We start from the raw sequence: 26470 nt of genomic DNA, 5'->3' as shown, positions 1-26470 counted from the left end.
AACAAAAAACCTGCCACCCCCAAAGGGAATGACAGGTTCATCAACCGATTTTATTCGGTTACATGTGCGTAATGTTGTTCGACGATATCAGCACAACGTACGCAGAGCGACGCGTGCGACTCGCGAGTGCCAACATCAGGTTTTACTACGCGGCAACGCTCGCATTTTCCACCGTCTGCGGCAGAGACCACAGCAGCAATTCCTTCGAGTTGTACCGCTTCTGCCGGAGCAGACCCGCTGTGTACATCCACGTGAGCCACGATGAACAGGTCAGCGAGATCGTCCATTGCTGCCAATGTTTTCGCAACTTCTTCCGTTTGTGGATACAGAGCCAGCTTCGCATCAACGGAGTTACCGAACACCTTGTTGCGGCGCGCTTCTTCCATGGCTTTGAGAACCTCGTCACGGATCTCCAGGAACGCATCCCATTTGCTCTCTGCTTCTGCAGCAAAGCTGAGATGTTGTTCGTCGCCTTCTGGCATATCTGTCAACTGCACACTCTTCTCTTCCACGCCTGGAATGAACGCCCACACCTCGTCGGCTGTATGCGGCAAGAGTGGAGCAACCAGCTTCACCAGACTGAGCAAGCAATCGTACATCACTGTCTGTGCAGCACGACGTTTCAGACTGTCTGGTGCTTCTACATACAGACGATCCTTACAAATATCCAGATAGAACGCGGACAAATCAATCACGCAGAAGTTGTGAACCGCATGGAAAACGGTATGGAACTGATATTCATCGTACGCTTTGCGTGTACGCTTCGCAACTTTTGCTGCTTTCGCCAGAACATAACGATCCAGCTCTCCCAGCTCTTCGTACGCTACGCGGTCTGTTGCTGGATTAAATCCATCCAGGTTACCCAACAGGAAGCGGAACGTATTGCGGATTTTGCGGTACACCTCAGCGATTTGGTTCAGAATCGCATCGGAAATGCGCACATCAGCCTGATAATCAACAGAAGCTACCCACAGACGCAAGATATCTGCGCCCATCTTGTCAATCACTTGTTGTGGAACGATGACGTTCCCAAGGGATTTGGACATTTTGCGTCCTTCTCCATCCAATGCGAAGCCGTGGCTCAGGACGGATTTGTAAGGAGCTGTGCCATACACGGCAACCCCTGTCGAGAGAGAAGAGTTGAACCAGCCACGATACTGGTCAGAGCCTTCCAGATACATGTCAGCTGGCCAAGCAATGCCTCTTTCGCGCAAAACAGCCTGGTGGCTGGAACCGGAGTCGAACCAAACGTCCATAATATCCGTTTCTTTGCGGAAATCGTTGCAATCGCATTTGGTGCAAGAAAGCCCTTCTGGAACGAGCTCATTTGCTTCACGGGAGAACCATACTTTCGATCCTTCTTTGCGGAACAGATCTGCAACATGGTTAATCGTCGTGTCGTTAATGATCGGTTCATTACATGCTTTGCAATAGAAGATTGGAATCGGCACACCCCATACACGCTGACGGGAAATGCACCAGTCACCACGATCCGCAATCATGTTAGCCAGACGAGTTTCTCCCCAATGCGGAATCCATTTTACATTTTTAATCGCTTCGAGCATTTGCGTACGGAATCCGTCAATCGATGCGAACCATTGCTCTGTCGCGCGATAAATAACCGGTTTTTTCGTACGCCAGTCATGTGGGTAAGAGTGCGTGAAGAAACTGAGCTTCAAGAGTGCTCCGTTTTCTTTCAGCTTTTCGGTAACCACTTTGTTGGCATCTTCATAGAACAGACCTTCAAGGCCTGGTGCTTCATTGGTCATTTTACCTTCGTGATCTACCGGGCAAAGCACACCCAAATTGTATTTTTGACCAACGTTAAAGTCATCTTCCCCGTGTCCTGGAGCAGTATGAACGCAACCAGTACCTGCATCCAAGGTTACGTGCTCACCCAAGATGAGTGGGGACTTACGCTCGTAGAATGGATGCTGAGTTTCTACACCCTCCAGCTCTTGACCTTTAAAGGTCGCAAGAATCTCTACGCCTTCCCAGCCAATTTCTTTGCTCGCAGCTTCAATCAGACCGTTAGCTACCAGGAATTTGCGGCCATCAACCTTCACGACGTTGTACTCGAGTTCAGGGTGCAAGCTGATCGCGAGGTTTGCTGGCAATGTCCAAGGAGTCGTTGTCCAGATCACAACGCCTGTTTCTGTGTCCAGCTTGCCTTTTCCATCTGCTACTTGGAAGCTAACGTAAATAGAAGGAGAACGCTTGTCTTTGTATTCGATTTCTGCGTCAGCCAGAGCCGTCTCAGAAGACGGAGACCAGTATACGCAGCGCAGACCTTTGTAAATATAACCCTTCTTCGCCATTTCACCAAATACACGAATTTGGTTGGCTTCATACTCAGGCAAAAGTGTTACATAAGGGTTTTCCCAATCTCCGCGAACGCCCAGACGCTTGAATTGGTCGCGCTGCTTGTCGATATAGGACCAAGCATATTCTTCACAGCGCTGGCGGAAATCGTTCACTTCGATGCTACGACGATCCAGCCCTTGTGCATTGATAATCGCTTGCTCAATCGGCAAACCATGTGTATCCCAACCTGGGATGTACGGCGCATAAAAGCCTGCCATGGATTTATAGCGAACGATGAAGTCCTTGAGGATTTTGTTCAGTGCGTGACCGATATGAATGTCTCCATTCGCATATGGAGGGCCATCATGCAAGACAAAAGACGGGCGGTCTTTTGTACGATCCAACACTTGTTGGTAAATATTTTGCTCTTCCCATACCGCTTGCATCTGTGGCTCGCGGCTTGGCAAATTTCCACGCATAGGGAAATCGGTTTTTGGTAGCGCTAAAGTTTTGCTGTAATCCATGGCCTGATTCACTCCTTAAATAAATAAAAGCCTTCACTCATCCCCTAAAAGGGACGAGAGAAAGCTCCCGTGGTACCACCCTGATTGAACAAACCCGTACGACAAAAAAGCCTACATCGGATTCGTTCCACTCACTCATTCGTAACGGGAATGACGCGCTCACTTACTCACCTGTACAACCATCAAGGTTCTCCGGTTTTCGGATATTGAACTCCCGGGTGATTTTCTGCGAAAGCAACTGGCCGGGTTTTCACCTTTTCCCGACTCTCTAGGCAGTGCTGGCTCACGTACTCTTCCCGTTCATCGTCTATGATTTGTGCTTTATTTCGAAAAAGTTGTCTTTCATTATAATACCATCATTGCTCGAACGTCAATGATTTATTCAACTGTTACAGGAGAATCAACCTGTGGCTGTTCGATACTGTCCCAGTCGCCATTCTCCAGCATTTCCAGTTGCGCTTCCAAAAGCGTCCGAAAGCGCATACGGTAAACCGAAGCACGTTTTTTTAATTCTTCGATTTCGATTGCGATTTTGCGCGACTTCGCCAATGCTTCATTGACGATTCGGTCTGCATTTTTCTCAGCTTCTTTCAAGATGAGCTGCGCTTCCTTGCGGGCATTCGACTTCACGTCCTCTGCTGTCTCCTGCGCCACCAAAATCGACTTGCTCAAATTTTCTTCCAAGCTCTTATAGTAATCTACGCGCTCATTTAGAATGGCTACGCGCTCTTCCTGTTCTTTTTTCTCTTTTATCAAGAGCTCAAAATCTTTGATCACCTGATCGAGAAATTCGTTCACTTCGTCAATGTTATACCCACGAAAGCCTGTGCTGAATTCCTTATTGTGTATATCCAACGGCGTTAATGGCACATGAACCCCCCACTTTTCCCGATAATTCGTCTTTAATCATTTCGACAGGATTAGCAGTGTTTCCTGCCGTATTTTACAATTTTTTGCGCCTTGGTCCATCTTATGTAACCAGTCCGACAATCATTCGAATTCGTCCGCTACGCGTTGGACCTGCTACGTCAAGAATTTTGAACCGACCATAACCTGCAAGAGATACCATATCCCCCATCTGGAGCTGATAAGACGGGTCTTCGATCACTTTCCAGTTGATTTTTACTTTTCCCGCTCGGATTGGCACCAGGGCTTTTGCGCGAGACATATTGTGTACTTCTCCGATGATCGCGTCAATTCGACCTGATGGCACGGTGATTGTTTTTTCTACAAATTTGGGTGCAGGAGGTGTGAACGCCTCCCATGCTACCCGCTCAAACTGAACAGATGTCCGGTGAATTTGTGTCACCTGCGCACAGACAAAATCAGCAACTTCCTCTGCTACAATCGCATAGCTGCCCGCTGAATCTGTCAGCATATCTCCGAATTTCTCCCGCTTCATCCCGACACCCAGCATCGCCCCCATCACGTCTCGATGCTCCAGCACATGAAAGCGCTGATCTGCCTTGATTGCCAATAGGGTAAGGCGATAATCATCAGGTTCTACTGGGAGGTACTCCGGATGGATGATAATACGAACTCGCTCAGCACCCTCGTATCCTCCATATGGAGAAACCTTCACATCTCTTACTTGAGAGGATAGACTCTGAAAAATCAGCAACTGCCTCGGGTCTACAAAATCAGTAAGGCGCATGGCCTGCTTCCGCTCTACTTGCGTCAGCATTTCCAGCGCCCGTTCAACAAAGGGACGTTCTTCTTTTGAAAAATGGTCAAATATGCTCATCGTTTCACTCGCCTAGAACATGATTTGGTTCAAAATGGCGTACAGTCCGGATTGGGCAAAGCGCAGGGCAATCAATGCGACAATCGGGGAGATATCGATGAAGCCGAGCGGTGGGATAAACCGGCGAAATGGCGCCAAATAAGGCTCAACCAGTCTTTCCAGTAACTGACCGATGCCTGTACTTCTCATTTGAGGAACCCATGACATCAAAATGTAAGCAATAATCATGTATTGATATACCGTAAAGGCAAAATCTAAAACATCAATGAAAACTTTCATTAGCTCACCCTTTTACATTCGTCTTAAAAGGCTACTCTTCCAGCACACTGGAGATCGTACCCTGAATATCTACATGGTCAGGTGTGCACACGAAGATCGTGTCTCCGACCTTTTGGATATCACCGTTTAATGCATATACCGTTCCGCTCAAAAAGTCGATAATTCTCTTGGCTTGGTCTTTTTCCACGCGATGAAGATTGACCACAACAGGTCTACGATGACGCAGGTTGTCAGCGATATCCTGTGCGTCGCTGTAATGACGGGGTTCACAGAGAATCAAACGGATTCCCTCCTTTTCCCGTGCTTGAAACGGTACTACGTTGTTAGCTCGATTGATCGGTGGCTGGCGTTTGTGCGAGGACTCTTGCTCTTCTCTTTCCTCTTCCACCGTTGTTGTCTCTTCGATGTATTCCTCGTTTTCTAACCCCAGAAACCCCATCAATTTATTCATAACACCCATACTCTTCCTCCTCTCTTACTCCGTGGTTTGGTCTGCTTTCCTTTACTCTGGCTTGACCAATACCGATCCTAAACGAATATATGTAGCTCCCTCTTCAATGGCCACTTCAAAATCACTAGACATGCCCATGGACAGTTCTTCCACCTGTGCGTGCGGGAATGCCATTTCGTTAATCCGTTGCTTCCACTCATAGAGACCACGGAACACCTGTCTGGCTTCCTCTTGGTTTTCGACAACAGGCGCCATTGTCATTAATCCAACGATACTTATATGTTTCATATTACTGGTTTCGCGCAAAAAAGCCAATACGTCATTGGGACTAAGCCCAAATTTTGTCTCTTCACCGGATATATTGATCTGTAAAAAGCATTTTACGACATGATCCAGCGCTTCACCGCGTCGATTCAGCTCTTGTGCCAAAGAAAGTCGATCCAGAGAATGGATGTACGGGAATTTCCCTACGACTTCTTTTGCCTTGTTCGTCTGGAGGTGCCCGATAAAATGCCAGATTCCTTTATCGCCGTGTAGCACATGCTTGGGCAGGGCATCCTGCACGCGATTTTCCCCGATATTCTCAACGCCAATAGCGAGCAAGTCCCCAATGGCATCTGCGTCGACATACTTGGTTACGGCAATAATTTTTACTTCCTCACGCTTGCGGTTCGCCCGATCGCAAGCAGCCTGAATTCTTGCCTCGATGGATTGCAGCCGTTCTTTTAACAGTTCTTGTTCCTTGGTCATAACGAACCCTTCCCTTTCTTCTACAGGTTTTCCTTCCAGCCGATATAGGAAGCCATGCGTCCGGTAGTTCCTTGTATCCCAGCTTCCTTGCGATGAGAGAAAAACAAGTCTGTTCTGCAGCTTGTACACCAATGCGTGGATAAAATATTCCCGGAGGAAATTCCTGCTTCGAGCAATATCGCTGTGTTCAGCTGACGGAGGTCCAGCATATATCGATCCCCAGTGGAGGAGATCACTGCTTTTTCCCAATCGCCTGCACAAGTGCGAACCTGCGTCATGATTCGCTCATCAACTTCATAGCAACAGCCGCCAATGGAGGGCCCAATTGCAACGAAAATGTCCGCTGGCTTGGCCTGATAGTGCTTCGTCATTGCCTGCACCATTTCCTCGGCAATACGGCCTACTGTCCCCTTCCAGCCTGCGTGGGCAAGTCCGATTGCACCTGATTGAGGGTGTAGAAAATAGAGAGGCACACAATCTGCATAAAACGAGGTCAGCATGACTCCTTTTTCAAGGGTAAACAAACCATCTGTTGCAGAAATGACGTCCTCCAGACTTTCTTTTCCCGCCCCGCCTGCTGTAACCTGGCATACCCGATTCCCATGCACTTGATCGGCGCATGTCCACGCCGAAAATGACATCCCGACTTGCTCTGCCAGCTTGCGTCTATTGGCTACTACGTTCGCAGATTCATCACCCACATGCAGCCCCATATTAAAAGACCCGTACGGTTGTTCACTTTCCCCGCCTGAGCGAATGGTAAACCCCGCCACTAATCCAGGAAATTGTTGCTCCCACTCTGTTAACGATAAGATTGACTTATCCTCTACCCTGACAAATGGTTCTCTCATGCTGTCACCTTCCTCATATGGCTAATCATACCATAGCCGAAAAGAAAAGAAAGGCTATCCGTGCCTTTCTCCCTTTCACGTTAGTATTCATCTCCGCCTGAAGTTTTCACTTCAACTTTAAGTGCTTCTTCCATCCGAACAAGAACCACATCTTTCCCGATCTTCACAATATTGCGCCAAGGAATGACATAATCATTCCCGGCAGAAAAGAAGCCGAGAAATTTTCCTGGTCCCGGTACAACAATAGCCTCTACACGCCCGTGACGCAGATCGATCTCCAAATCTGAAATCTGCCCAAGCCGTTTCCCATCGAGAATATTTACCACTTCTTTGGTCTGGAAGTCAGAGATTTTTACCATTCTTCCTCACCTTCTTTTCTCCGTTACTTTCAGTATATGAGTCCAAATAGGAATATGTCCGCTTCTTTGCCAAAAAGTAAGGCGATTGAAATCTAACCTTTCCGCTCATACAAAAAACCCGAACGGTACAAGACCGCCGGGTCACCTATGTCGTTTCTCATTACGATTGAACGTGCTTTTGCATATGGGCAATTGCCGCTTTTTCTAATCGGGAGACCTGTGCCTGTGAGATACCGATTTCCTCTGCTACTTCCATCTGCGTTTTTCCTTCGTAAAAGCGCATGGATAATATCATTTTTTCTCGGTCACCTAGCCGCTGCATTCCCTCACGAAGTGCAATTTCCTCTACCCACGTGACATCTTTGTTCTTCTCGTCACTAATCTGATCCATGACGTAAATCGGATCGCCACCATCCTGATAAATCGGTTCAAACAATGAAACCGGATCTTGGATCGCATCGAGTGCAAACACGACATCTTCTTTGGCTACGTTCAATTCCTGAGAAATCTCGATAATGGTAGGCTCTCGCGAATGTTTGTTGGTCAAATTGTCACGCACCTGCAAGGCCTTGTACGCGATGTCTCGCAAAGAGCGGGAAACGCGAATCGGATTGTTATCCCGTAAATAGCGGCGAATTTCTCCGATGATCATCGGTACGGCATACGTGGAAAACTTCACATTTTGCCCGAGATCAAAGTTGTCGATCGCTTTCATCAACCCGATGCAGCCCACTTGAAACAAGTCATCCACGAACTCTCCGCGATTGTTGAACCGTTGGATTACGCTTAGCACCAATCGCAAGTTGCCGTTGACCAGCTTCTCGCGGGCCGCCAGCTCTCCACTTTGCAGGCGCTCAAACAATTCCCGCATCTCTTTGTTTGTCAACACCGGAAGCTTGGAGGTATCTACCCCGCATATCTCTACCTTATTGCGCGTCACGTCTTTCCCTCCTCGAAGCAAGAAAAAAGTCCCTAACCCGGTTGTCTTGAAAGGCCGCGTAACTGACGCGTAGCCGACCAAGAAGGTGGCAAAAACCACCATCTGTTTCGGTTTAGGAACAGTATCCCCCCAAGCTGGGAAAATATGCGTTAGACCATCTTGTTGAATTCTTTTCGCAACCGTTTTATAATTCGCTTTTCCAAACGTGAAATATACGACTGTGAGATTCCCAACAAATCCGCAACATCCTTTTGAGTCTTTTCCTCTTCTCCCGCCAAGCCGAAGCGCAGCTCCATGATAATTCTCTCGCGGTCAGACAGTTTATCCAGTGCTTTTTTCAGCAGCTTTCGATCCACTTGGTCCTCGATATTTTTATAAATCGTGTCATTCTCCGTACCGAGAACATCTGAGAGCAACAGCTCATTGCCATCCCAGTCAATGTTAAGCGGTTCATCAAAAGATACCTCAGAACGAATTTTATTATTTCGGCGAAGATACATGAGGATTTCGTTTTCGATACAACGAGAAGCATACGTTGCCAGCTTGATGTTCTTGTCTGGATCAAAGGTATTCACTGCCTTGATCAAGCCGATGGTGCCGATACTAACCAAGTCCTCAATGTTAATCCCCGTATTCTCAAACTTGCGGGCGATGTAAACGACCAGACGAAGATTGCGTTCAATTAACATACCGCGGACAGCCGGATCACCGGACGGCAGTCGTCCGAGCAACAGCTCCTCTTCTTCTCTGGTCAACGGTGGAGGCAATGCTTCACTCCCGCCAATATAATAGACTTCTTCGGCGCGTACACCAAGCCAGAGCAAGATTCGGTACCAGGTCAATTGGAGTTGTAGGCGAAGTTTTACATACATGATTAGCCCTCCTGTTTGAGAATAAAGGTTGATTCCTCTCTTATTTCCTGTTCAAAAGTCGGCTTTTCAGCACCGAGAAAGCGGCGAGAATCTGAAGAAGGAGGAGCGGAGTGTAGGGAACCTACATGAGCACCGGACTTCGAAGATGAACGTCGCTTTCGATGCCGATTCAACTCTCTTGACTTCTTCGTGATCAAAAGATGACTTGTTGAACTTCCGCTTCATAAGTTTCCATTAGCGCTGGGTGCACGATAGCCTGATACTTGCCATCAGCAGCCAAGGGGATCGGGTTAAGCCCGATTAGCACCCGTTCTGTTTCAAAACGAATCCCGTCTTGCACGACCATGACGCGGTCTGGCTTGATTGCGAGCAAAAAATCCATTCCTCTTGACACGCTGCGATACGGGATCAAGCGTACCCGAGACTGCCATTCCAGCGGCAAATGGTCCCAAGATCCGTCCAGCTTCTCCCACACTCCACCGTTTTCATCGGCTTGTCGGAGAAGCGACGGCGGAAGCAAATGTGCGAACATGCGATTTTCTATAATCATGACGGGTATGCGTGTAATCGGCTCGTGGAGCTGGTTTCCTGTGTCTACAAGTCCACGGCAAATGACTTTTTCCCCTGCTAGCGTAACGACGACATCGACGAGAAAGGTTTCGATTCTTCGTGGCTCCTGGATTGCACGGTAGCTCCTTTTCCCAAGGAAAAAGATCAGGATAAAACCGATCAGGACAATCCCCAAAGTAGGCTTGAATCCGACGCCAAACCCATCATTATGCGTGATAACCAGTCCATTGACAATTTCACTTTGCGATGCCAAAAAATACTGTAGCCCAAGCACTCCCCCTCCGAACACAAATGCGACGAAGTAAAAAATGATCAAGTTTTGCGCAAAGGACAACAACCTCCTGTTCCCAAAAGCAATCCACAGCATGATGACAGAAAAGAGCAGTTTGACCCACCATTGATACATGGAAGAAAACACAGGAAAAAAGAAAAAGACCAGATACGCGGAGCCAAACAGAGAGGCGATTATCATTCTCCACCACACCTTGCGCTCTTTGCGAAAATAAGCAGTAAACCAGAGTAACAAGGTATCAATAGCCACATTCAGGAGTAGAATGATATCAAGATACACAACCACTTGCTTTCCCCCTCATCTTTTGACCGATTTGGCAGCAAGTATGTGTCCTAGCAAAAATGGTAAATAGTAGGACGACTTCTATCAGTAAAAGCAGTATATATCAATGTGTATGTAAAGTCTGTCAATTCTTGCCGGTGTTTTTTTGGTTTTTTTGTCTAACATTTTTCATCCAATCAACAAAAAAAGCCTTGTCCCCACTGACGGGAACAAGGCTTTTGACAGTCGTTTTTCGCTTTAGTTTTTGTTGCGGCGGCGATTGCGCAGGAATGCTGGAATATCCAGATTATCCAGGTTGCCCATGGAGAAGAAGGACTTGTCTTCCTCTTCTTCCTTCGCACGGCTGTTATTCGTATTGGAAACTGGTGTCGGACGATTGCCAGGCGTGTTGATCGGCTGTTGTTGACGGCGAGGAGCTTCCGCCGCGCGTTGACTATGCTCGAAGCCTGTAGCAATTACGGTCACTACCAATTCATTTTTCAGATCCTCGTTAATCACCGCACCGAAAATCATGTTAACATCTGGGTCAGATGCAGAAGATACGATGTCGGCTGCTTCGTTTACTTCGTACAAGCTCAGGTTGGTACCGCCAGTGATGTTCATGAGAACACCGCGTGCACCATCAATCGCAGTCTCGAGAAGTGGGCTGGAAATAGCCCGACGTGCAGCTTCAGCCGCACGATTTTCGCCGCTGCTTACACCGATACCCATGAGAGCGGAACCTCGCTCAGTCATGATCGTCTTCACGTCAGCGAAGTCCAAGTTGATCAGTCCAGGTACCGCAATCAGGTCGGAAATACCTTGAACCCCTTGTCGCAGTACGTTGTCAACTTCACGGAACGCTTCGAGCATTGGCGTATTTTTATCAACGATTTCCAAAAGACGGTCGTTTGGAATCACGATCAGTGTGTCTACTTTTTCTTTCAGAGCAGCGATACCGATCTCACCGTGCTGGGAACGTCTGCGACCCTCGAAGGAGAATGGACGAGTTACTACACCAACTGTAAGAGCACCCATTTCTTTGGCGATCTCTGCAACAACAGGTGCTGCCCCTGTTCCCGTACCTCCACCCATACCGGCAGTTACGAATACCATGTCAGCTCCACGCAAAGCGTTCTCAATCAAATCACGGCTTTCTTCCGCCGCTTTTTTACCGATCTCAGGATTCGCACCTGCTCCCAGTCCACGTGTCAGCTTTTCACCGATTTGCAGCTTGATATCTGCACTGGAGAGCTGAAGTGCTTGCGCGTCGGTGTTCAAGGTGATGAATTCTACACCCTTTACTCCACCGGCGATCATGCGGTTTACTGCGTTGCTACCTCCGCCCCCGCAACCAATAACTTTAATTCGTGCAAAGGATTCCAAGTCCATATCAAATTCCAGCATATTGCTAGTCCTCCCCAACTTCAACATAAGAAAACTTCGTGGCTACAGAAGCCTGTCAACTAAACACAATGGAACGAATCGATGCCCGTCTTCGTCCTTGTAGTTAAGCTCGATAAAGCGAACTCCATTAAATAAATTCGCTAAACCAGTTTTTTACTTTTTCCATCAAACCGCCGCCTTCTTTTGGCTTAGACGAGACGGTTTGCTTCTGAGTGCCCTTGAATGAGGGGGTGACGCGAATGCTGCGGCGCTCCATCAACTGCAAGGCATATTGAATCAAACCTACCCCGGTGGTGTAGGCAGGATCTCGCACTCCGATGTAATCAGGAATCGCAATTCGAACAGGTGCGTCCAATTCTTCTTTTGCCAATTCCAACATGCCCGGCATAGCTACGGTACCACCCGTAAGAACATAGCCACCTGCAATTTCGTCGCGATAGCCCAATTTGTATACAGCATCCTCGACTAATTGGAATATTTCCGCAGCGCGCGGCTCGATAATATTGGCCAGATCCACTTGCGTAAATTGCTTTTCAACTTCACTGCCAATCCGGTTCACCTTGAACTTCACATCTTCGGATGCTTCGTCAATAAGGGCACAGCCGTTTTTGGTTTTCACACGATCTGCAACATCTGTATGCGTTCGCAGTCCGAGTGAAATATCGCTCGTAATGTGGTCGCCACCGATGCCGATCACGGTGGTCGCTGCCAGTTTCCCTTGCTCGAATACACCGATCGTGGTAGAACCCGCACCGATGTCGACAAGAACGACACCCATATTTTTGTCATCTTTGGATAGAGCAACAGTGCTAGCCGCAAGCGGTTGCAAGAATATTCCAGCTACACGCAGATTGGTTCGTTGAGCACAGCGAACGATGTTATGTACGACCGTTTTCAACCCGGTCACAATGGTCCCTTCCATTTCCAGTCGGACACCAATCATCCCACGAGGGTCCTTTATGCTCCCTTGTCCATCAACGATGTATTCCTTTGGGACTACCTCGATGATTTCACGGTCTGGAGGAATAGCCACGACCTTCGCTGCCTGAATTACGCGTTGAATATCTTCTTCTCGTATCTCACGGTCTTCGCTGGATACAGCGACAACCCCTTGGGTTTCATGCAGATCGATATGGTTTCCAGTGATCCCCACATACACTTCTTCGATTGAAACGCCAACCATGCGTTCCGCATGATCAACCGCTTCCCGGATGGCATGCACGGTTTGGTCGATGTCTACAATCACGCCCTTCTTGATTCCTTCTGAGTGTGATTGTCCGACGCCGATGATGTTGATGGAACCATTGTTGATCTCGCCGATCATGACGCGTACTTTGGATGTTCCAATGTCTAGGCTGACTATGAGTTCATTGCTTACCAAACCTGTGACACCTCCCCTGCTACGTCTTTTTTCTTGCTAAAGTGAGAACACCTGCATAAATTATTCCACACAGGACAACCATTCCCTTTTTTTCTTATTGATTTTTTGCAAAAAAATGACCATCTTCCCATTTTTCTTCACGTTATTCTTGCTGATTGATCCATTTGGATAGAACAATTCTCCTAATGACAGCGAGATTGTTGAACAAACGGACCCCGAAAGCCACGATCGCAGCCAAATACAGATCAATCCCCAAAAACCCTCCAATGAAGGCCAAGCCTGCTGCAAAAAGTGTGTTGAAAAAGAATCCAGACATGAAAATACGAACGTTAAAAGTACGCTCTAAAAACGAACGAATCCCCCCAAAGATCGTATCCAATCCAGCCAAGAGGGCTATTGATAGATAGCTGCTATACTCCTGGGGCACACGCCAATCCAGCAGGAAGCCGACAACAAGACCGACAATCAGTCCGATAAGCGGGAGCCACATGGTTACGAATCTCCTTTTTGTTTTACAGGTTTCATAAATTGAATGACACGTGTTTCATTATTCGCTGAAATCATCAGCTTGTCCCGTTTTTCTGCCAGCACCTTTTTATTCGCAAGCTGGAAATTTTCCTCTACGCCCTCCAGCTTCAATGCGGACAACAATACTTCAGGCTCCCCCAATGCTTTTATCTCATACGGAGCCCTGATCGTCCTGGTATCGATTTGAATGACGTCTCCCACATTGCGGATCGCAGTGGTAGCAATCAGTCGATGGCCATTAATGGAAACAGCTTGTGCTCCGTTTGCAAACAGGATATTTACCAACCAGCGCAAATCTTCATCGTCAATCGTATAGTCTCCTACAACAGGCACAGGCATATGTCCATCCCCAACTGGCTCTGCAGGTGTATGGGCATCGACAACATCAATAACGATGCCTTCTCCCTCCATCCCTACCATTCCAGCCAATCGGCGAGTCCGTGCCAACTCCTCTTTCATAACAGAGATACTTTCATCTTCACTGAGTGAGGTTTCGTATTGGTAGTACAGCTGATTATACTTTGAAATGTCTGCGAGCAGGTTTTTGTGTTTCTCCAGTTCTTTTTGCAACGTGGTCCGAAGTTCCGCGATGCTGCGAGACTCTTTATGAACAGGATGAAGACTGCTTCGTAATTGCACAGTCAACATCACACCTATGATAGCACTAATGATGGCAAGAATAAATGTGATTTTACGGCTTTTTTGTAACATAGGTAAACGCATCCTTTTATTTAGGAGTGTTTCGTTTTCGTGTCACCAACAAAGGCAGGTAGCTCGACCCGCTCTTTTTTGGCTATGCTTATTTGTACAAAATCTTGCAAGGAGTGCAAAACACCTCCTGGCAAATTTAAAGCACTGTCTAGTGTGTCGGGATTCCCTATCGCTGTTACTACGAATGGAGCGGCCGATTTGATGCCATTTACGATGATCGTTGGTCCAATGCAACGAATCTCGGAATTGCTAACCACACGCTGCCCGTTAATGCTGATGGCCTCTGCTCCTGCTGCACGCAGTTCATTTACGACCAGGCGTACGTCCTGCTCATGCACGATGTAGTTTGCGATGTCTGCGCTGTTCGCTGCATTCTGACTATCCTGCATCGTTATGACAATACCTGGCCCTTCGACAGCAACTACCCCTGCTAACATCCGCGCTGCATCCAGTTGACTGAGTGTATCAGCCGCCTCCGATTTGCGCTCCGCCATCGCTTCTTCCACTTTTCCCACCTGACGTTGCAAATCGAGCAGTTGATTTTCCAGATGCCGATTTTGCTCTTTTTCAGCCAAAATCCGGTCATTCAATTGTGTCTCCTGTTGGAACAGCTGATCATTCATCCGTTCTTTGCGGGTAAGCTTGTTCGTTTCGAAGGAAGTGGCCACTAGAAAGCCGGTAGATAACGTCACGATGGTTAAATACAAATGAAATTTGCGACGACGACTCATTGTCTACTTTCCCCTTTTTCATTTACTGCTGTGGCTTCTGCTCTTGCCCTTCCTGTATAGGAATAGCCCCTTGAGCCCCGTACGGAATAAACCACGGTTGCTCAAACAAAGAGAGCACCCCTTTTGTATCTGGCGGCAATTGTTTCATGATCGCCGGGTACCAGTTCATCATCTTGTCCAGCTTGTAGATGACGCTTCTTACTTCATTCCCGTCGCGCATGTACAGCGTTACGCGTTGCTTGTCGTAAACCGTCGGCGTCAATGTAATATCTGAAATCTCCGCGAGTACATTTGGCGATAATTTCGATAGCGACTTGGCGAGATGGGGAAGGAGCTCCGGTGAGGCCCACGAGCTAATCAGTGGCCTGTCCACTACACGCTTGGCGAAATTAACCTGTTTGAGCACATAGCCATTGTCCAGTAAGGCATAGCGGCTTCCGTCCTGCCCACTCCAAAAAGCCACACGCTTTTGTTCGGTTATATGTAGCGTGATCAACCCGGGGAAAGAGCGACTCACCGTCACATCTTTAATGGCCTCTAATGGTTTCAAGTTATTTCGTACACTGTTCTCCCATACGTTTAGAAACTGCATGTCCTTCATTAGGCCAGATTCTGTAATGACTTGCTCTGTCGTATAAATATCATTACCAATCACTCGAATCTCTTGCACCTTACTGTAAGGAGAACGGATAAAAACGATGATGAGAATGGTAAGAAAAAACAATACCAGCAGAAAGACCAGTTTGCGGTTGCCCCTTCTTCTGGGGCGTTGTTGCTTGACTTGCGGAATGCGTTCCTCATATACCGCCATGGCCGTACCCTTCCTCTTGTTTTTTAGGCTCATTGCCCAGAGCAAAGTAAATTACTGGATGTCTTTCGAATAAATGTCATTGAACAAAACAGGGAAAGCGGCATAACATTATGCCGCCCACTCTCCCTCGGTTACATCGATACTCGTGATATATCGGCTCCTAATTGACGCAACTGCTCTTCCAGCCGATCGTATCCACGATCAATATGATGGATCTGGTTCACCGTGGTAATACCTTCTGCAGCAAGCCCTGCGAGGACTAAGGCAGCACCTGCTCGAAGATCAGTAGCTTCGACATTCGTAGCGGTCAATTTATTGACACCCCGAATAATTGCGGAGCCAAGATCTACGTATATTGAGGCGCCCATTCGCGCCAATTCATTCACATGTTTAAATCTTCCTTCAAAAATGGTCTCTTTAATGACACTCGTTCCCCTAGCCTGTGACAGAAACACCATCAGCTGCGCCTGCAAATCGGTCGGAAACCCGGGATATGGCGAGGTGATGATCCGGTCGTAGGCTCGTGGACGGGAGGTGCTTTTGATTTCCATTATATCATGGCGGGTCTTGATTTCAACACCGCAGCTACGGGCGACCTCAATCAATGCCATCAATTGCTCAGGCAGTGTATTGGTCAATTCGATATGTCCCTGTGAAATACCGACAGCCAGTAGATATGTTCCTGTCACAATCCTATCCGGTATGATCCGGTAACTGACGGAACGCAAGCGAGGTACACCACTGATCTCAATCGTATCGGTGCCCGCCCCTCTGATCCTTGCTCCCATTGCATTCAGGAAATTCTGGAGGTCGATGATTTCCGGCTCTCGTGCTGCATTACAAATTCGGGTCGTGCCTTTTGCCAGCACAGCCGCCATCATGATATTTTCCGTCGCGCCCACACTGGGGAAGGAAAGAAAGATATTGGACCCACGCAATTGTTTGGCCCGAAATGTAATGTAGCCTTCTGATTCTTCGATTTTGGCTCCTAGCGCTGTCAATCCAGCCAAATGCAAGTCAATCCTGCGCTCTCCAATGTCACATCCACCTGGTCTGGAAATCGTGACCTCACCCAGACGTGCCAGGAGTGGTCCCGCCAAAAAAATCGAAGATCGCATTTGGCTCATTAAATCATCCGGCACCTGCGGGACACAGACAGACGTTGTATCCAGATCGACACATCCGTCCTCATGCTTCGTATTCGCCCCAAGCAACGTCAAGATTTCGAGCATGACCTTAATGTCTTTTAGATGGGGGACGTCATAGATATAGAATTGCCCTTCCGCGAGCACAGCAGCGGCAAGAATGGGAAGAGCAGCGTTCTTAGCACCTTGGATCCGAAGCGAACCGGACAGAGGTCTTCCGCCTTCGATCGCAAAAGTCTCCAAACTTTCACCTCCGTGTTACCCCTCGCCCACCACCAGGACTTCCGGATGCAAGTCAATCCCATTTTTCTCGAGAATCGTGCTCCGAACGTGATTAATCAAGGTGAGGACGTCGGCAGCCGTTGCTCCTCCGCAATTCACGATGAAGTTGGAGTGTTTTTCTGAAACCTGAGCTCCTCCGATCTGATAGCCCTTCAGCCCAGCTGCTTCAATCAGGCGACCTGCGTGGTCATTCGGCGGATTTCGGAACACACTGCCAGCACACGGCATCTGTAGTGGCTGCGTATTGCGCCGTCGTTCCTTATTGACAGCGAGTGTGGCCGCAATCTCCTTGCGGTCGCCCGTCCTCAATTGAAAACGGGCCTCTAGCACGATCCCTTTTTGCTTTTGCAAAAGAGAAGTCCGGTAGCTAAAGCTCAGTTCCTCGTTACTCAACACTTTACTTTCGCCGTTTTCGAAAAGGATCTCGGCATCAATAAGAATACGTGAAAGATCAGATCCGTGTGCCCCCGCATTCATATAGACGGCGCCGCCTACCGTACCAGGAATCCCTCCTGCAAACTCCATACCTGTTAATCCCATCTTGCCTGTCTCCACCGCCAGGCGGATCATGGAATATCCGGCACCCACACACACCTCTTCGCCCCTGAACTCACAGTGGCTCAAGCCCTCGGCCACTTTAAGCACGGCTCCACGTATCCCTCTGTCCCTCACCAGAAGGTTTGAACCGCGCCCGATTACACTCCAAGGAATTTCATGACGATGGATGATCTGCAAGGCCTTTTGCAAGGATGCTTTATCCTTGGGTTGGATTAACAAATCAGCAGGACCCCCGATCCGCCACGTTGTATGATTAGCAAGGGGTTCATCGGTCCACACTTTTTCGATTCCTGCTTGCATGAGCTCATCTGCGATTTTTTTCATTTGTGAACCTCCTGATACGTTTGCTAGGTCGGACCTAGTCTTCTCACGTGTTTGCTCCATACTATGCTTTCGCCCAGATCGGCGTGACAATCGCCTATCTGATCATTTTTCTCGTGTTATGGCCTCTAATTGACGAACGATCTCCGTTGCTGCTTGCGGCATCCCCAAGGAAAGTGAACGATCTTTCATCTCTTCCCATTTCGCTGGATTGGCAAGGATATTTTCCAAGGAAAGTAGCAAGCTCTCTCCGGTAAGCTCCCGCTCTACGATAACATGAGCGGCCCCTGCGCGCTCCAATCCCCTTGCATTTTTCTCTTGATGATTGTTCGTGACATACGGGGACGGAATCAAGATCGAAGGCACACCTAGTGCCGTTATTTCTGCCAAGGTAGATGCTCCTGCGCGACCAACCAATACATGCGTCGCTGCTAAAACATCCGGCATATTATGGACGAACGGAAGCACAGAAATGTTACTTGGAAGTGTTCCTCGTTCACCAAGCTGCGCCGATATCGCCTCGAAATGAACGTCGCCCGTCACATATACAAAATGAGTATCGATGTATTTACCCAACTGCGTAACAACCGAAAGCACCGCCTCATTGATTGCACGAGCTCCCCTGCTACCACCAAAGATCAGCACGATTTTTTTGCTATTGTCCACGCCCAAAAAGCTACGGCCCGCCTCTGCATTACCGTGCATGACTTCCGTTGCACGCGGATTTCCGGTCAGTACCGTTTTAGACGGGGGAAAATGGGCAAGCGATTCTTTGAACGAAACGGCCACCCGAGTAACTGAGCGAGAAAGGAACTTGTTGGTCAAGCCCGGCACTACGTTTTGCTCATGGATCAACGTTGGAATCCCCAAGCGCGAAGCTGCATATACGACTGGACCGCATACGTAGCCACCCGTACCAATTACAACATCCGGTTTGAACTCGCGCAGCATTTTCTTGGCATCACCAACAGCCCGGACGAATTTCCACAAGGTCTTCAAGTTGTCCAACGACAGCTTGCGTTTCAATCCGCTAATTTCTACGGATTGGAAAGGAATATTGGATCGTGGAACCAAACCTGCTTCCAAGCCTTTTTTACTGCCAATATACAAAAAGGCAGCCTGCGGATATTGACGAGAAACTTCCCTCGCCACCGCAAGCGCCGGATAAATATGTCCACCTGTGCCACCGCCTGTTAAGACGACACGCATTACGTTCACACCCTTTTTTGAGAAGGAGTAGCAATAGGCTGTTTACATGCTTATTGCGTACTCCTGTTGAGGTTTCTGTTATCGAGAAAAACGAGAGATGTTCAACAAGACACCTACACCAGTGAGCATCAGTGTCAGCGATGAACCACCGTAGCTAAGGAACGGCAACGTGATTCCTGTCACCGGAAACATCCCTGTCACAACACCAATATTGATGACAACCTGGATGGCAATCATGCCAATGATCCCTAGTGCAAGCAGGCTTCCGAACAGATCTGGAGCCGTAATTGCCGTTCGCATCCCCCTCCACAACAAGAGGAGGAATAGCAGGAGAATGAGCGTGCCTCCGATAAAGCCCAGCTCCTCCGCGACAATCGAGAAAATAAAATCATTGTAAGGCTCAGGCAAGTACAGATGCTTCTGTCTGCTTTGTCCAAGGCCAAGACCCAACAAACCGCCGGGACCTATTGCGTAAAGGGATTGGATGATTTGATAGCCCGTATTGAGCGGATCAGACCACGGATCGAGGAAGGACGTAATCCTTTTGATTCGATAAGGTGCTGACAAAACCAAGCCGATGAAGCCAACAACTCCGATCATTCCCAATCCGACAAAATGACTAATCCGGGCACCTGACGCAAAAATCATAACGACGGCAGTTCCCATCAAAACCGTTCCGGTTCCCAAATCCGGTTGCAGCATGATCAACCCAAAACACAGAACGGGAATTCCCAAGGCAGGCATAAGACCTTTTCGGAACAAGACAATTTGCTTCTGATTATCTGAGAGCCACTTCGCCAGGAATGCAACGACCCCCAGTTTCGCAAATTCCCCTGGTTGAATTCCAAAAGCGCCGAAACCAAGCCAGCTTTTCGAGCCATTTACTTCGATTCCGATGATCAAAACCAGAATCAACAGACCGATGCTTACCAAATACCCTGGCTTGGCCCATTGCTTCCACACCCAGTAATCGATATTCATCGTAATGTACATGGATGTAATCCCTAACAGAGCGAAGATCAGTTGCCGCTTGGCGAAAAAATACGGATCGGAAAACGGCGGCTTTTGCGCCACGATCGCGCTGGCGCTATACACCATCACGATGCCAATTCCCAATAAAAAAAGTGTTGCAAAAATAATTACGAAGTCGGGGGCAGAGCGTACCTTGCTCATTGTGCCAGGTCATCCTTTCTCATGCCGTCCCGCTTTTGTCATATTCGTGATGGTACCAGTGGGACGTTATGCTAGGCTTGTTTTAAGTCTATGCACGCCGTCCTTAAACATGCTCCCCCTTGTCTCAAACGAAGGAAACATGTCCCAACTCGCACAAGCAGGGCTCAGTAAGACCACATCACCTGATTCGGCCAACTGGGAAGCAGCAAGAACGGCTTTTTCCACAGTATCGACATGGATACGCTCCTTAATCCCTGCTTCCTGCGCACGTTCCAGTAAAATCGGAGCCGTTTGCCCGAGAGCGATGACTGCTTTTACCCGACCTTGGATCACGGGCAGCAGTTCCCGAAAATCAACACCACGATCCAGCCCACCGCAAATCCATACGACCGGCTCCTTGCACGCTTGCAAAGCGCGCGATGCCGCTTCCGGGTTGGTCGCTTTTGAATCATTGAAGTATTTGACACCGCGAATCGAATCCACGAACTCCATCCGGTGCTCTACCCCTGGAAAGGTAGTAAGAACTTGTACAATAGATTGCTTGTCCGCGCCTGCGAGCTTCGCAACCAGAATCGCTGCCAGTGCGTTGTCCAAATGAGGAACGGTAATATCCGCGATCGCAACGATTGGCTCTGTATTCCCATTCCCATCCGCAAACAGGATCAAACCATCCTTGACAAAAGCTCCCTTTGGCACCTCTTGACTCTTGCTAAAGTAGTAGATGGATGCAGGGAGGTCTTTGCATTTTTCTACGATCTCTGGTTGGTCATATGGCAAAATAGCTGCGTCATCTGCCGTTTGGTTGGCAAACATTTTCAGTTTGGCTGCCAAATACTCTTCCATGGTGTGATGGTAATCCAAATGAGCAGGATACAGATTGAGCAAAACACCGATATGCGGGCGAAACTCTCTCGTCCCCATCAGTTGGAAGCTACTCAATTCGGCAACGAGCCATTCGTCGGGACCAGCTTCCTCCGCTAGGCCGCACAATACGGTCCCAATGTTTCCTCCTACCTTCGCATCCAGACCCGCTTCTTTGAAAATTAGTCCGACGAGCGTCGTAGTCGTAGTCTTGCCATTGGAGCCTGTAATACCGATAATCGGTGCCTTGGCAATCTGGGAGGCCAGCTCCACCTCCGTCACAACAGGAATACCGAGTGCCTGCGCCTGCTTAACGGGTGCTGCTTCATACGGAATCCCCGGATTTTTGACCACAAGGGATACGCCTTCATGAATGAGATCATCGGGATGATAACCACAAATGACCGGAATCCCCAACGATTCCAGCTCTTCTACCCCGACCGCTTCTTCACGTGGCTTTTTATCATTTACGACGACATGAGCACCAAAGCGGTGTAGCAGTTTTGCCACTGCGACACCGCTCTTTGCCATACCAATAACGACGACATGCTTATTATGAAAACGCATCATCTGATTGTCACCACCTCAAGGTATACACCCAATCCAGCAAAGAAAATACCGACGAGCCAAAACGTGACAACCACGCGCCACTCTGACCAGCCTGTTAATTCAAAATGATGATGAAGGGGACTCATACGGAAAATACGTTTTCCACGTGTCTTAAAGGAGACCACCTGCATAATAACAGAGAGCGTCTCGACAACGAATACCCCACCGATAATAGCCAAAAGTAATTCCGTCTTGGTCATGATTGCAATTCCCGCGAGCGCTCCACCAAGTCCAAGTGAACCCGTATCACCCATGAAGACGCGTGCCGGATGCGCATTGAAGACAAGGAAGCCAAGTACCCCACCTACAACAGCCGCACTAAAAATAGCCGTGTCATAATCTTGACCAAACCATGCGATGATCGCATAAGCACCAAAAGCAATCGCTCCCGTCCCTGCCAATAGTCCATCCAATCCATCTGTGATGTTAACGGCATTCGTTGTACCTACCAAGAGGAACAACAGGAATGGGAAGTAAAAATAGCCAAGCTCCAGCTTCCAAGGTGTACCAGGCAGATGGATAGACGTGTCATGCCCCATCATAAGCAGCAAAATATAAGCCCCGATGGCCAAGACAATCTGACCTGCAAACTTCTGTTTGGCAGTCAACCCGAGGTTGCGTTTTTTCTTGATTTTGATGAAATCATCCAAAAACCCGATTAAACCGTATCCGAGGGTCACCAATAACAGGAAGTAAATTTCCATTTTCGCATTGGCAAACTTCAACACGGTAAATATGAGTGCCAAAAGAATGATGGTGCCTCCCATGGTGGGAGTTCCAGCCTTCTTAAAATGGGATTGCGGTCCTTCCTCACGAATTGCCTGCCCAAATTTCAGGCGGCGAAGGAAGGGAATAAACAATGGGCCAATGAGTACGGCGATGAGAAACGCAGCGACGATCGTGACGATTAGGACGTTGTCAACGAACATGCCCGAGCCTCCTTTCTTTCGATGCAGTGTGTGGCATCTGTTCTATTCTTGGTTGTACCGGGCAATCGCTTCGCGCGCAACTTCACGGTCATCGAAGGGCAACACCTGGTCTTTAATAATTTGATACGTTTCGTGTCCTTTTCCGGCGATCAAGATCACATCGTCCGGCTTTGCAAGCGAAACTGCGTGGGCAATGGCTTCACGCCGGTCTGTCAGTGCCGTATAACGATCAGGTGCCACTTCTGACAAACCAGCCAGCATGTCATCGAGAATCGCCTGTGGCTCCTCCGAGCGTGGATTATCTGATGTTAAGACGGTCAGATCAGCATATTTCGTTGCAATTTGCGCCATGATTGGGCGTTTGGTTCGATCCCTGTCGCCTCCGCAGCCTACAATGCAAAATACGTTGCCACGGGCAAATTCCTTAACAGTCATCAATGCATTTTCCAAGCTGTCTGGTGTGTGGGAGTAGTCGACGAGCACCGCAAACGGCTGACCAGCATCTACTGACTCAAATCGCCCATTAACGCCCGCTACCTCTTCCAGGCTCGCCTTGATCTCTTCGAGTGGAATACCTTCTGCGAGTGTAACCGCGATGGCTGCCAAAGCGTTATACACATTGAACTTTCCCATTAGCTTCAAGTTCAGACGCGCACTGCCAGCGAAGCTTTCGACTGTAAAAGAAGTTCCTTTACTTGTGATTTCGATTTGTTTTGCCCTTACATCTGCTGGTTGATCGATGCCGTATGTAATGACTCGCGCCGGTGTAACGGTGGCATATAATTCGGACGCCTCATCATCGGCATTCAGTACAGCTGTTTTTAGTCGGTCTGTGTCATAGCCGTTGCCTAGCTGGGAAAACAACAATGATTTGGCGTAGCGATAGTTTTCCATCGTTTTATGGTAGTCGAGGTGATCCTGCGTCAGGTTGGTAAAAACCGCTGTATGGATTTCGCAACCGCGGACTCTTCCCAGCTCCAATGCATGAGAGGAAACCTCAATAATCGCATAGTCTGTGTTTACATCGCACATGCGACGAAAGCTTCTTTGCAAATCTATGGCATCAGGAGTCGTATTTTTGACTTCCTCCGTAACGTCTCCAATTCTCATATGGATCGTTCCGATTAAGCCTGTTTGCTTGCTTTGATCGCGCAAAATTTTGTCGATCAGATGCGTTGTGGTCGTCTTTCCATTTGTCCCGGTTACGCCAATGACTTTTACTTCTTTCGTGGGAGATCCGAAAATACGATCAGCCAGCATAGCCATTGCCCGCCGGGTATCCGGTACTTTGACAATAGTCGCTGGCACGTCCAGATCTTGTTCGGATAACACGGCGACGGCACCATTCTTCACCGCCTGGGCCGCGAACGTATGTCCATCCACGGTATATCCAGTTAGACAGACAAACAAGTAGCCGGGCTTTACCTGGCGCGAGTCTGCTGTCAAACCCGTAATCTCCATGCTGTCATCCCCCGAAACCGTTACTGGCAACAAAGGCATGAGCAGATCCCGTAGAAACATGAAACAGGCACCCCATTCTCCAACTAGTATAGACAGAAATTTGAACATTTGTACTTGGCTACGCCGATCATTTAGGCGCAGTCTTGATGAACAAAGGCAGAGCGAACGTAGACAAGCCTACTCCCCTCCGCCTTCGAAATCTCATTTTATAGCTAATTGGTCGATTTGTCACCAAGGTATATGCGAATTTTTCCGCCCTCATCAATTTTCACTCCAGGTGCTGGGGACTGCTGGATGACGTACTGACCTTTACCTGAAACGACTAGCGGCAGAGTATCATACGTTGTCACTACGTCTCTCATGGATTGTCCGACCATGTTTGGTACTTCGATTGGCGCCCTTTCTCCCTGTGCTTTGTTAATTTCCTTGGGAATGCCATCTTTTCGTTTGGGTACATTCAAATGCTGTAGGGAGGATTCCATGATACTTTTTACACTCGGGGCAGCAATCAATCCACCAAACGCCAGTGCTTTCGGATTATCTACAGCGAAATATACGACGAGCTGTGGATCATCAGCCGGCGCAAACCCGATAAACGACACGATGTATTCGCCATCGACGTAACGGCCATTTTTTACTTTTTGCGCGGTTCCCGTCTTACCTCCTACCCGATACCCTTCAATAAATGCCTTATTTCCCGTTCCTTGCGCGACCACACTTTCCAGCGCATGCCGAACTTTAGCCGAGGTCTCCTCAGTAATCACCTGTCGAACCTCTGTCGGCAAAGTCCTGGCAACGACATCGTGTGTCACACTATCCCGCCATTCTTTGGCGACAAACGGCTTCATAAGTTTGCCACCATTAATGGCGGCTGAGACCGCGGCCATTTGTTGGATCGGCGTTACCGAAACCCCTTGACCGAAAGAAGTCGTCCCCAGCTCTACCGGTCCCACTTTATTCAAGTTGAATAACAGCCCATTTTCTTCTCCAATCAAATCGATCCCTGTCTTTTGTCCGAAGCCAAATTTTTTGATGTAGTCAAAAAGTCGTTCTTTTTGCAAACGCTGGCCCATCGTCACGAAGCCAGGGTTACAAGAATTCTCTACCACTTCCAGCATCGTTTCCTGCCCATGTCCCTGACGCTTCCAGCAACGCAATCGCTTCCCTGCCACGTTGATGAATCCCGGATCGTAGAAGCCTTCGTTCAGATTGATAACGCCTTCGTTTAAAGCAGCAGCCAGTGTCACAATTTTGAATGTGGAACCAGGCTCGTATGTTTTCCAGATAGGGAGATTTCTATTGTACACCTCAGAAGGATAGTCCCTGTACGCATCCGGTTGAAAAGTCGGGCGACTCCCCATACCCAATATTTCTCCTGTCTTTGGATTCATCGCGATCGCCAGAACATCATCTGGCTGATAAGCGACCACCGCTTGATCCAGCTCGCGTTCGATAAACGATTGGATGGCACTGTCGAGGGTTAAATACATGTCCATCCCATTCACGGGTGCTACGTAGTCTTCGGTTCCACCCGGCAGTACGCGCCCTTTGGCATCTGACGGAAATGAGATATGTCCCTCTGTCCCCTTCAAGAAGGGATCATAAATTTTTTCAAGCCCTGTCAAGCCTTGATTGTCAACGCCTGTGAAACCAAGTATATGGGCTGCCATCGTTCCGTTCGGGTAAAAACGCTTCGTATCCCCTGCCAAGTATATCCCTGGCAAATTCAATTCTTGTATTTTCCTCGCCTTTTCAACAGACAGTTTTCTTCCACCTGGAATCTGGTTGTTGCTCATTACTTTTTTCGTAATGGCACGAAATACATCTTCTTCTTTTTGCTCCAAAATGACTGCGAGCTGTCTCGCTGTTTCTTTCGGGTCTTTGATTTGCGCCCCTACCGATACCAGCGTGGGTACTGTCATATTCGTCACGAGCTCATTACCGCTTCTGTCTAAAATGCGACCGCGATTGGGTTGAAATTTAATCTCCCGTTTAAGAAGTTCATCTGACATCTGCGAGAGTTTCGGTCCTTCTATCAATTGAACATAACCCAAACGGGTGACAAGTGCCGAATACAAAACGACTCCTACAATCAAGATGATAAAAATGCGACGGCGTACAGTAGCATTGGATACCCGCAAAGCGAGTCCCCCCTC

25 protein-coding genes and 1 other annotated feature are annotated in these 26470 nt (G+C 48.3%); all 25 genes read right to left on the bottom strand.

Going from position 1 to position 26470, the window contains the following annotated elements:
- Positions 1 to 50: 50 nt before the first annotated feature.
- Positions 51 to 2828: an isoleucine--tRNA ligase gene (gene ileS, locus HPY31_RS08750; RefSeq protein WP_172140158.1), complete on the bottom strand. Its 2778-nt coding sequence runs from the start codon at positions 2826 to 2828 to the stop codon at positions 51 to 53.
- 46 nt (positions 2829 to 2874) lie between these two features.
- Positions 2875 to 3141, bottom strand: a binding site (T-box leader).
- Positions 3142 to 3206: 65 nt separating this feature from the next.
- A complete protein-coding gene (locus HPY31_RS08745) occupies positions 3207 to 3698 on the bottom strand; it encodes a DivIVA domain-containing protein (protein WP_007717747.1) in 492 nt (163 codons plus the stop codon).
- Between the two features lie 100 nt (positions 3699 to 3798).
- Positions 3799 to 4572, bottom strand: coding sequence for a YlmH family RNA-binding protein (locus HPY31_RS08740; protein WP_172140156.1), 774 nt, complete (start codon positions 4570 to 4572; stop codon positions 3799 to 3801).
- A gap of 12 nt (positions 4573 to 4584) precedes the next feature.
- Positions 4585 to 4851: a YggT family protein gene (locus HPY31_RS08735; protein ID WP_172140154.1), complete on the bottom strand. Its 267-nt coding sequence runs from the start codon at positions 4849 to 4851 to the stop codon at positions 4585 to 4587.
- A 31-nt stretch (positions 4852 to 4882) separates the two neighbouring features.
- Positions 4883 to 5311, bottom strand: coding sequence for a cell division protein SepF (locus tag HPY31_RS08730; protein ID WP_172140152.1), 429 nt, complete (start codon positions 5309 to 5311; stop codon positions 4883 to 4885).
- A 42-nt stretch (positions 5312 to 5353) separates the two neighbouring features.
- The gene (locus HPY31_RS08725) at positions 5354 to 6052 is read right to left on the bottom strand and encodes a YggS family pyridoxal phosphate-dependent enzyme (protein WP_016740733.1); all 699 of its coding nucleotides are present in this window, start codon (positions 6050 to 6052) and stop codon (positions 5354 to 5356) included.
- Between the two features lie 20 nt (positions 6053 to 6072).
- A complete protein-coding gene (gene pgeF, locus HPY31_RS08720; RefSeq protein ID WP_172140150.1) occupies positions 6073 to 6903 on the bottom strand; it encodes a peptidoglycan editing factor PgeF in 831 nt (276 codons plus the stop codon).
- Positions 6904 to 6983: 80 nt separating this feature from the next.
- Positions 6984 to 7262, bottom strand: coding sequence for a YlmC/YmxH family sporulation protein (locus HPY31_RS08715; RefSeq protein ID WP_015892085.1), 279 nt, complete (start codon positions 7260 to 7262; stop codon positions 6984 to 6986).
- A 160-nt stretch (positions 7263 to 7422) separates the two neighbouring features.
- A complete protein-coding gene (gene sigG, locus HPY31_RS08710) occupies positions 7423 to 8202 on the bottom strand; it encodes an RNA polymerase sporulation sigma factor SigG (RefSeq protein ID WP_007717728.1) in 780 nt (259 codons plus the stop codon).
- Between the two features lie 149 nt (positions 8203 to 8351).
- Positions 8352 to 9074 carry an RNA polymerase sporulation sigma factor SigE gene (gene sigE / locus HPY31_RS08705; protein ID WP_007717727.1) on the bottom strand — a complete coding sequence of 241 codons (723 nt, stop codon included), beginning with the start codon at positions 9072 to 9074 and terminating at the stop codon, positions 8352 to 8354.
- A gap of 193 nt (positions 9075 to 9267) precedes the next feature.
- Positions 9268 to 10221 carry a sigma-E processing peptidase SpoIIGA gene (gene spoIIGA, locus HPY31_RS08700; RefSeq protein ID WP_172140148.1) on the bottom strand — a complete coding sequence of 318 codons (954 nt, stop codon included), beginning with the start codon at positions 10219 to 10221 and terminating at the stop codon, positions 9268 to 9270.
- Positions 10222 to 10455: 234 nt separating this feature from the next.
- Positions 10456 to 11604, bottom strand: a complete 1149-nt coding sequence (gene ftsZ / locus HPY31_RS08695) for a cell division protein FtsZ (RefSeq protein ID WP_015892088.1) — start codon at positions 11602 to 11604, stop codon at positions 10456 to 10458.
- A gap of 127 nt (positions 11605 to 11731) precedes the next feature.
- A complete protein-coding gene (gene ftsA / locus HPY31_RS08690; RefSeq protein WP_015892089.1) occupies positions 11732 to 12985 on the bottom strand; it encodes a cell division protein FtsA in 1254 nt (417 codons plus the stop codon).
- A 142-nt stretch (positions 12986 to 13127) separates the two neighbouring features.
- Positions 13128 to 13475, bottom strand: a complete 348-nt coding sequence (locus HPY31_RS08685; RefSeq protein WP_007717721.1) for a small basic family protein — start codon at positions 13473 to 13475, stop codon at positions 13128 to 13130.
- 2 nt (positions 13476 to 13477) lie between these two features.
- Positions 13478 to 14224 carry a DUF881 domain-containing protein gene (locus HPY31_RS08680; protein WP_172140646.1) on the bottom strand — a complete coding sequence of 249 codons (747 nt, stop codon included), beginning with the start codon at positions 14222 to 14224 and terminating at the stop codon, positions 13478 to 13480.
- Positions 14225 to 14244: 20 nt separating this feature from the next.
- Positions 14245 to 14955, bottom strand: a complete 711-nt coding sequence (locus HPY31_RS08675) for a DUF881 domain-containing protein (protein WP_172140146.1) — start codon at positions 14953 to 14955, stop codon at positions 14245 to 14247.
- Positions 14956 to 14977: 22 nt separating this feature from the next.
- Positions 14978 to 15766, bottom strand: coding sequence for a cell division protein FtsQ/DivIB (locus tag HPY31_RS08670; RefSeq protein ID WP_016740729.1), 789 nt, complete (start codon positions 15764 to 15766; stop codon positions 14978 to 14980).
- Positions 15767 to 15897: 131 nt separating this feature from the next.
- Complete coding sequence (murA, locus tag HPY31_RS08665; RefSeq protein ID WP_015892094.1) at positions 15898 to 17154, bottom strand: UDP-N-acetylglucosamine 1-carboxyvinyltransferase; 1257 nt, start codon at positions 17152 to 17154, stop codon at positions 15898 to 15900.
- A gap of 15 nt (positions 17155 to 17169) precedes the next feature.
- Positions 17170 to 18075: a UDP-N-acetylmuramate dehydrogenase gene (gene murB / locus HPY31_RS08660; RefSeq protein ID WP_016740728.1), complete on the bottom strand. Its 906-nt coding sequence runs from the start codon at positions 18073 to 18075 to the stop codon at positions 17170 to 17172.
- Positions 18076 to 18177: 102 nt separating this feature from the next.
- Positions 18178 to 19281, bottom strand: a complete 1104-nt coding sequence (murG, locus tag HPY31_RS08655; RefSeq protein ID WP_172140144.1) for an undecaprenyldiphospho-muramoylpentapeptide beta-N-acetylglucosaminyltransferase — start codon at positions 19279 to 19281, stop codon at positions 18178 to 18180.
- A gap of 78 nt (positions 19282 to 19359) precedes the next feature.
- Entirely contained in the window at positions 19360 to 20454 is a 1095-nt protein-coding gene (gene spoVE, locus HPY31_RS08650; protein WP_016740726.1) for a stage V sporulation protein E, read from the bottom strand.
- A 66-nt stretch (positions 20455 to 20520) separates the two neighbouring features.
- Entirely contained in the window at positions 20521 to 21885 is a 1365-nt protein-coding gene (gene murD, locus HPY31_RS08645; RefSeq protein WP_172140142.1) for a UDP-N-acetylmuramoyl-L-alanine--D-glutamate ligase, read from the bottom strand.
- On the bottom strand, positions 21882 to 22853 hold the full coding sequence (mraY, locus tag HPY31_RS08640; RefSeq protein ID WP_016740724.1) for a phospho-N-acetylmuramoyl-pentapeptide-transferase: 972 nt from the start codon (positions 22851 to 22853) through the stop codon (positions 21882 to 21884). Before mraY ends, murD begins: the two co-directional genes overlap by 4 nt.
- Before the next feature lie 42 nt (positions 22854 to 22895).
- Positions 22896 to 24374, bottom strand: coding sequence for a UDP-N-acetylmuramoyl-L-alanyl-D-glutamate--2,6-diaminopimelate ligase (locus HPY31_RS08635; RefSeq protein WP_172140140.1), 1479 nt, complete (start codon positions 24372 to 24374; stop codon positions 22896 to 22898).
- Between the two features lie 152 nt (positions 24375 to 24526).
- Positions 24527 to 26455 (bottom strand): stage V sporulation protein D, encoded by a 1929-nt coding sequence (locus HPY31_RS08630; RefSeq protein ID WP_172140138.1) that lies wholly within the window; start codon positions 26453 to 26455, stop codon positions 24527 to 24529.
- Positions 26456 to 26470 lie beyond the last annotated feature (15 nt).

The sequence above is a fragment of the Brevibacillus sp. HB1.3 genome, assembly GCF_013186635.1.
GTDB lineage: Bacteria > Bacillota > Bacilli > Brevibacillales > Brevibacillaceae > Brevibacillus > Brevibacillus brevis_D.
This window is presented reverse-complemented; position numbering and strand designations above follow the sequence as displayed.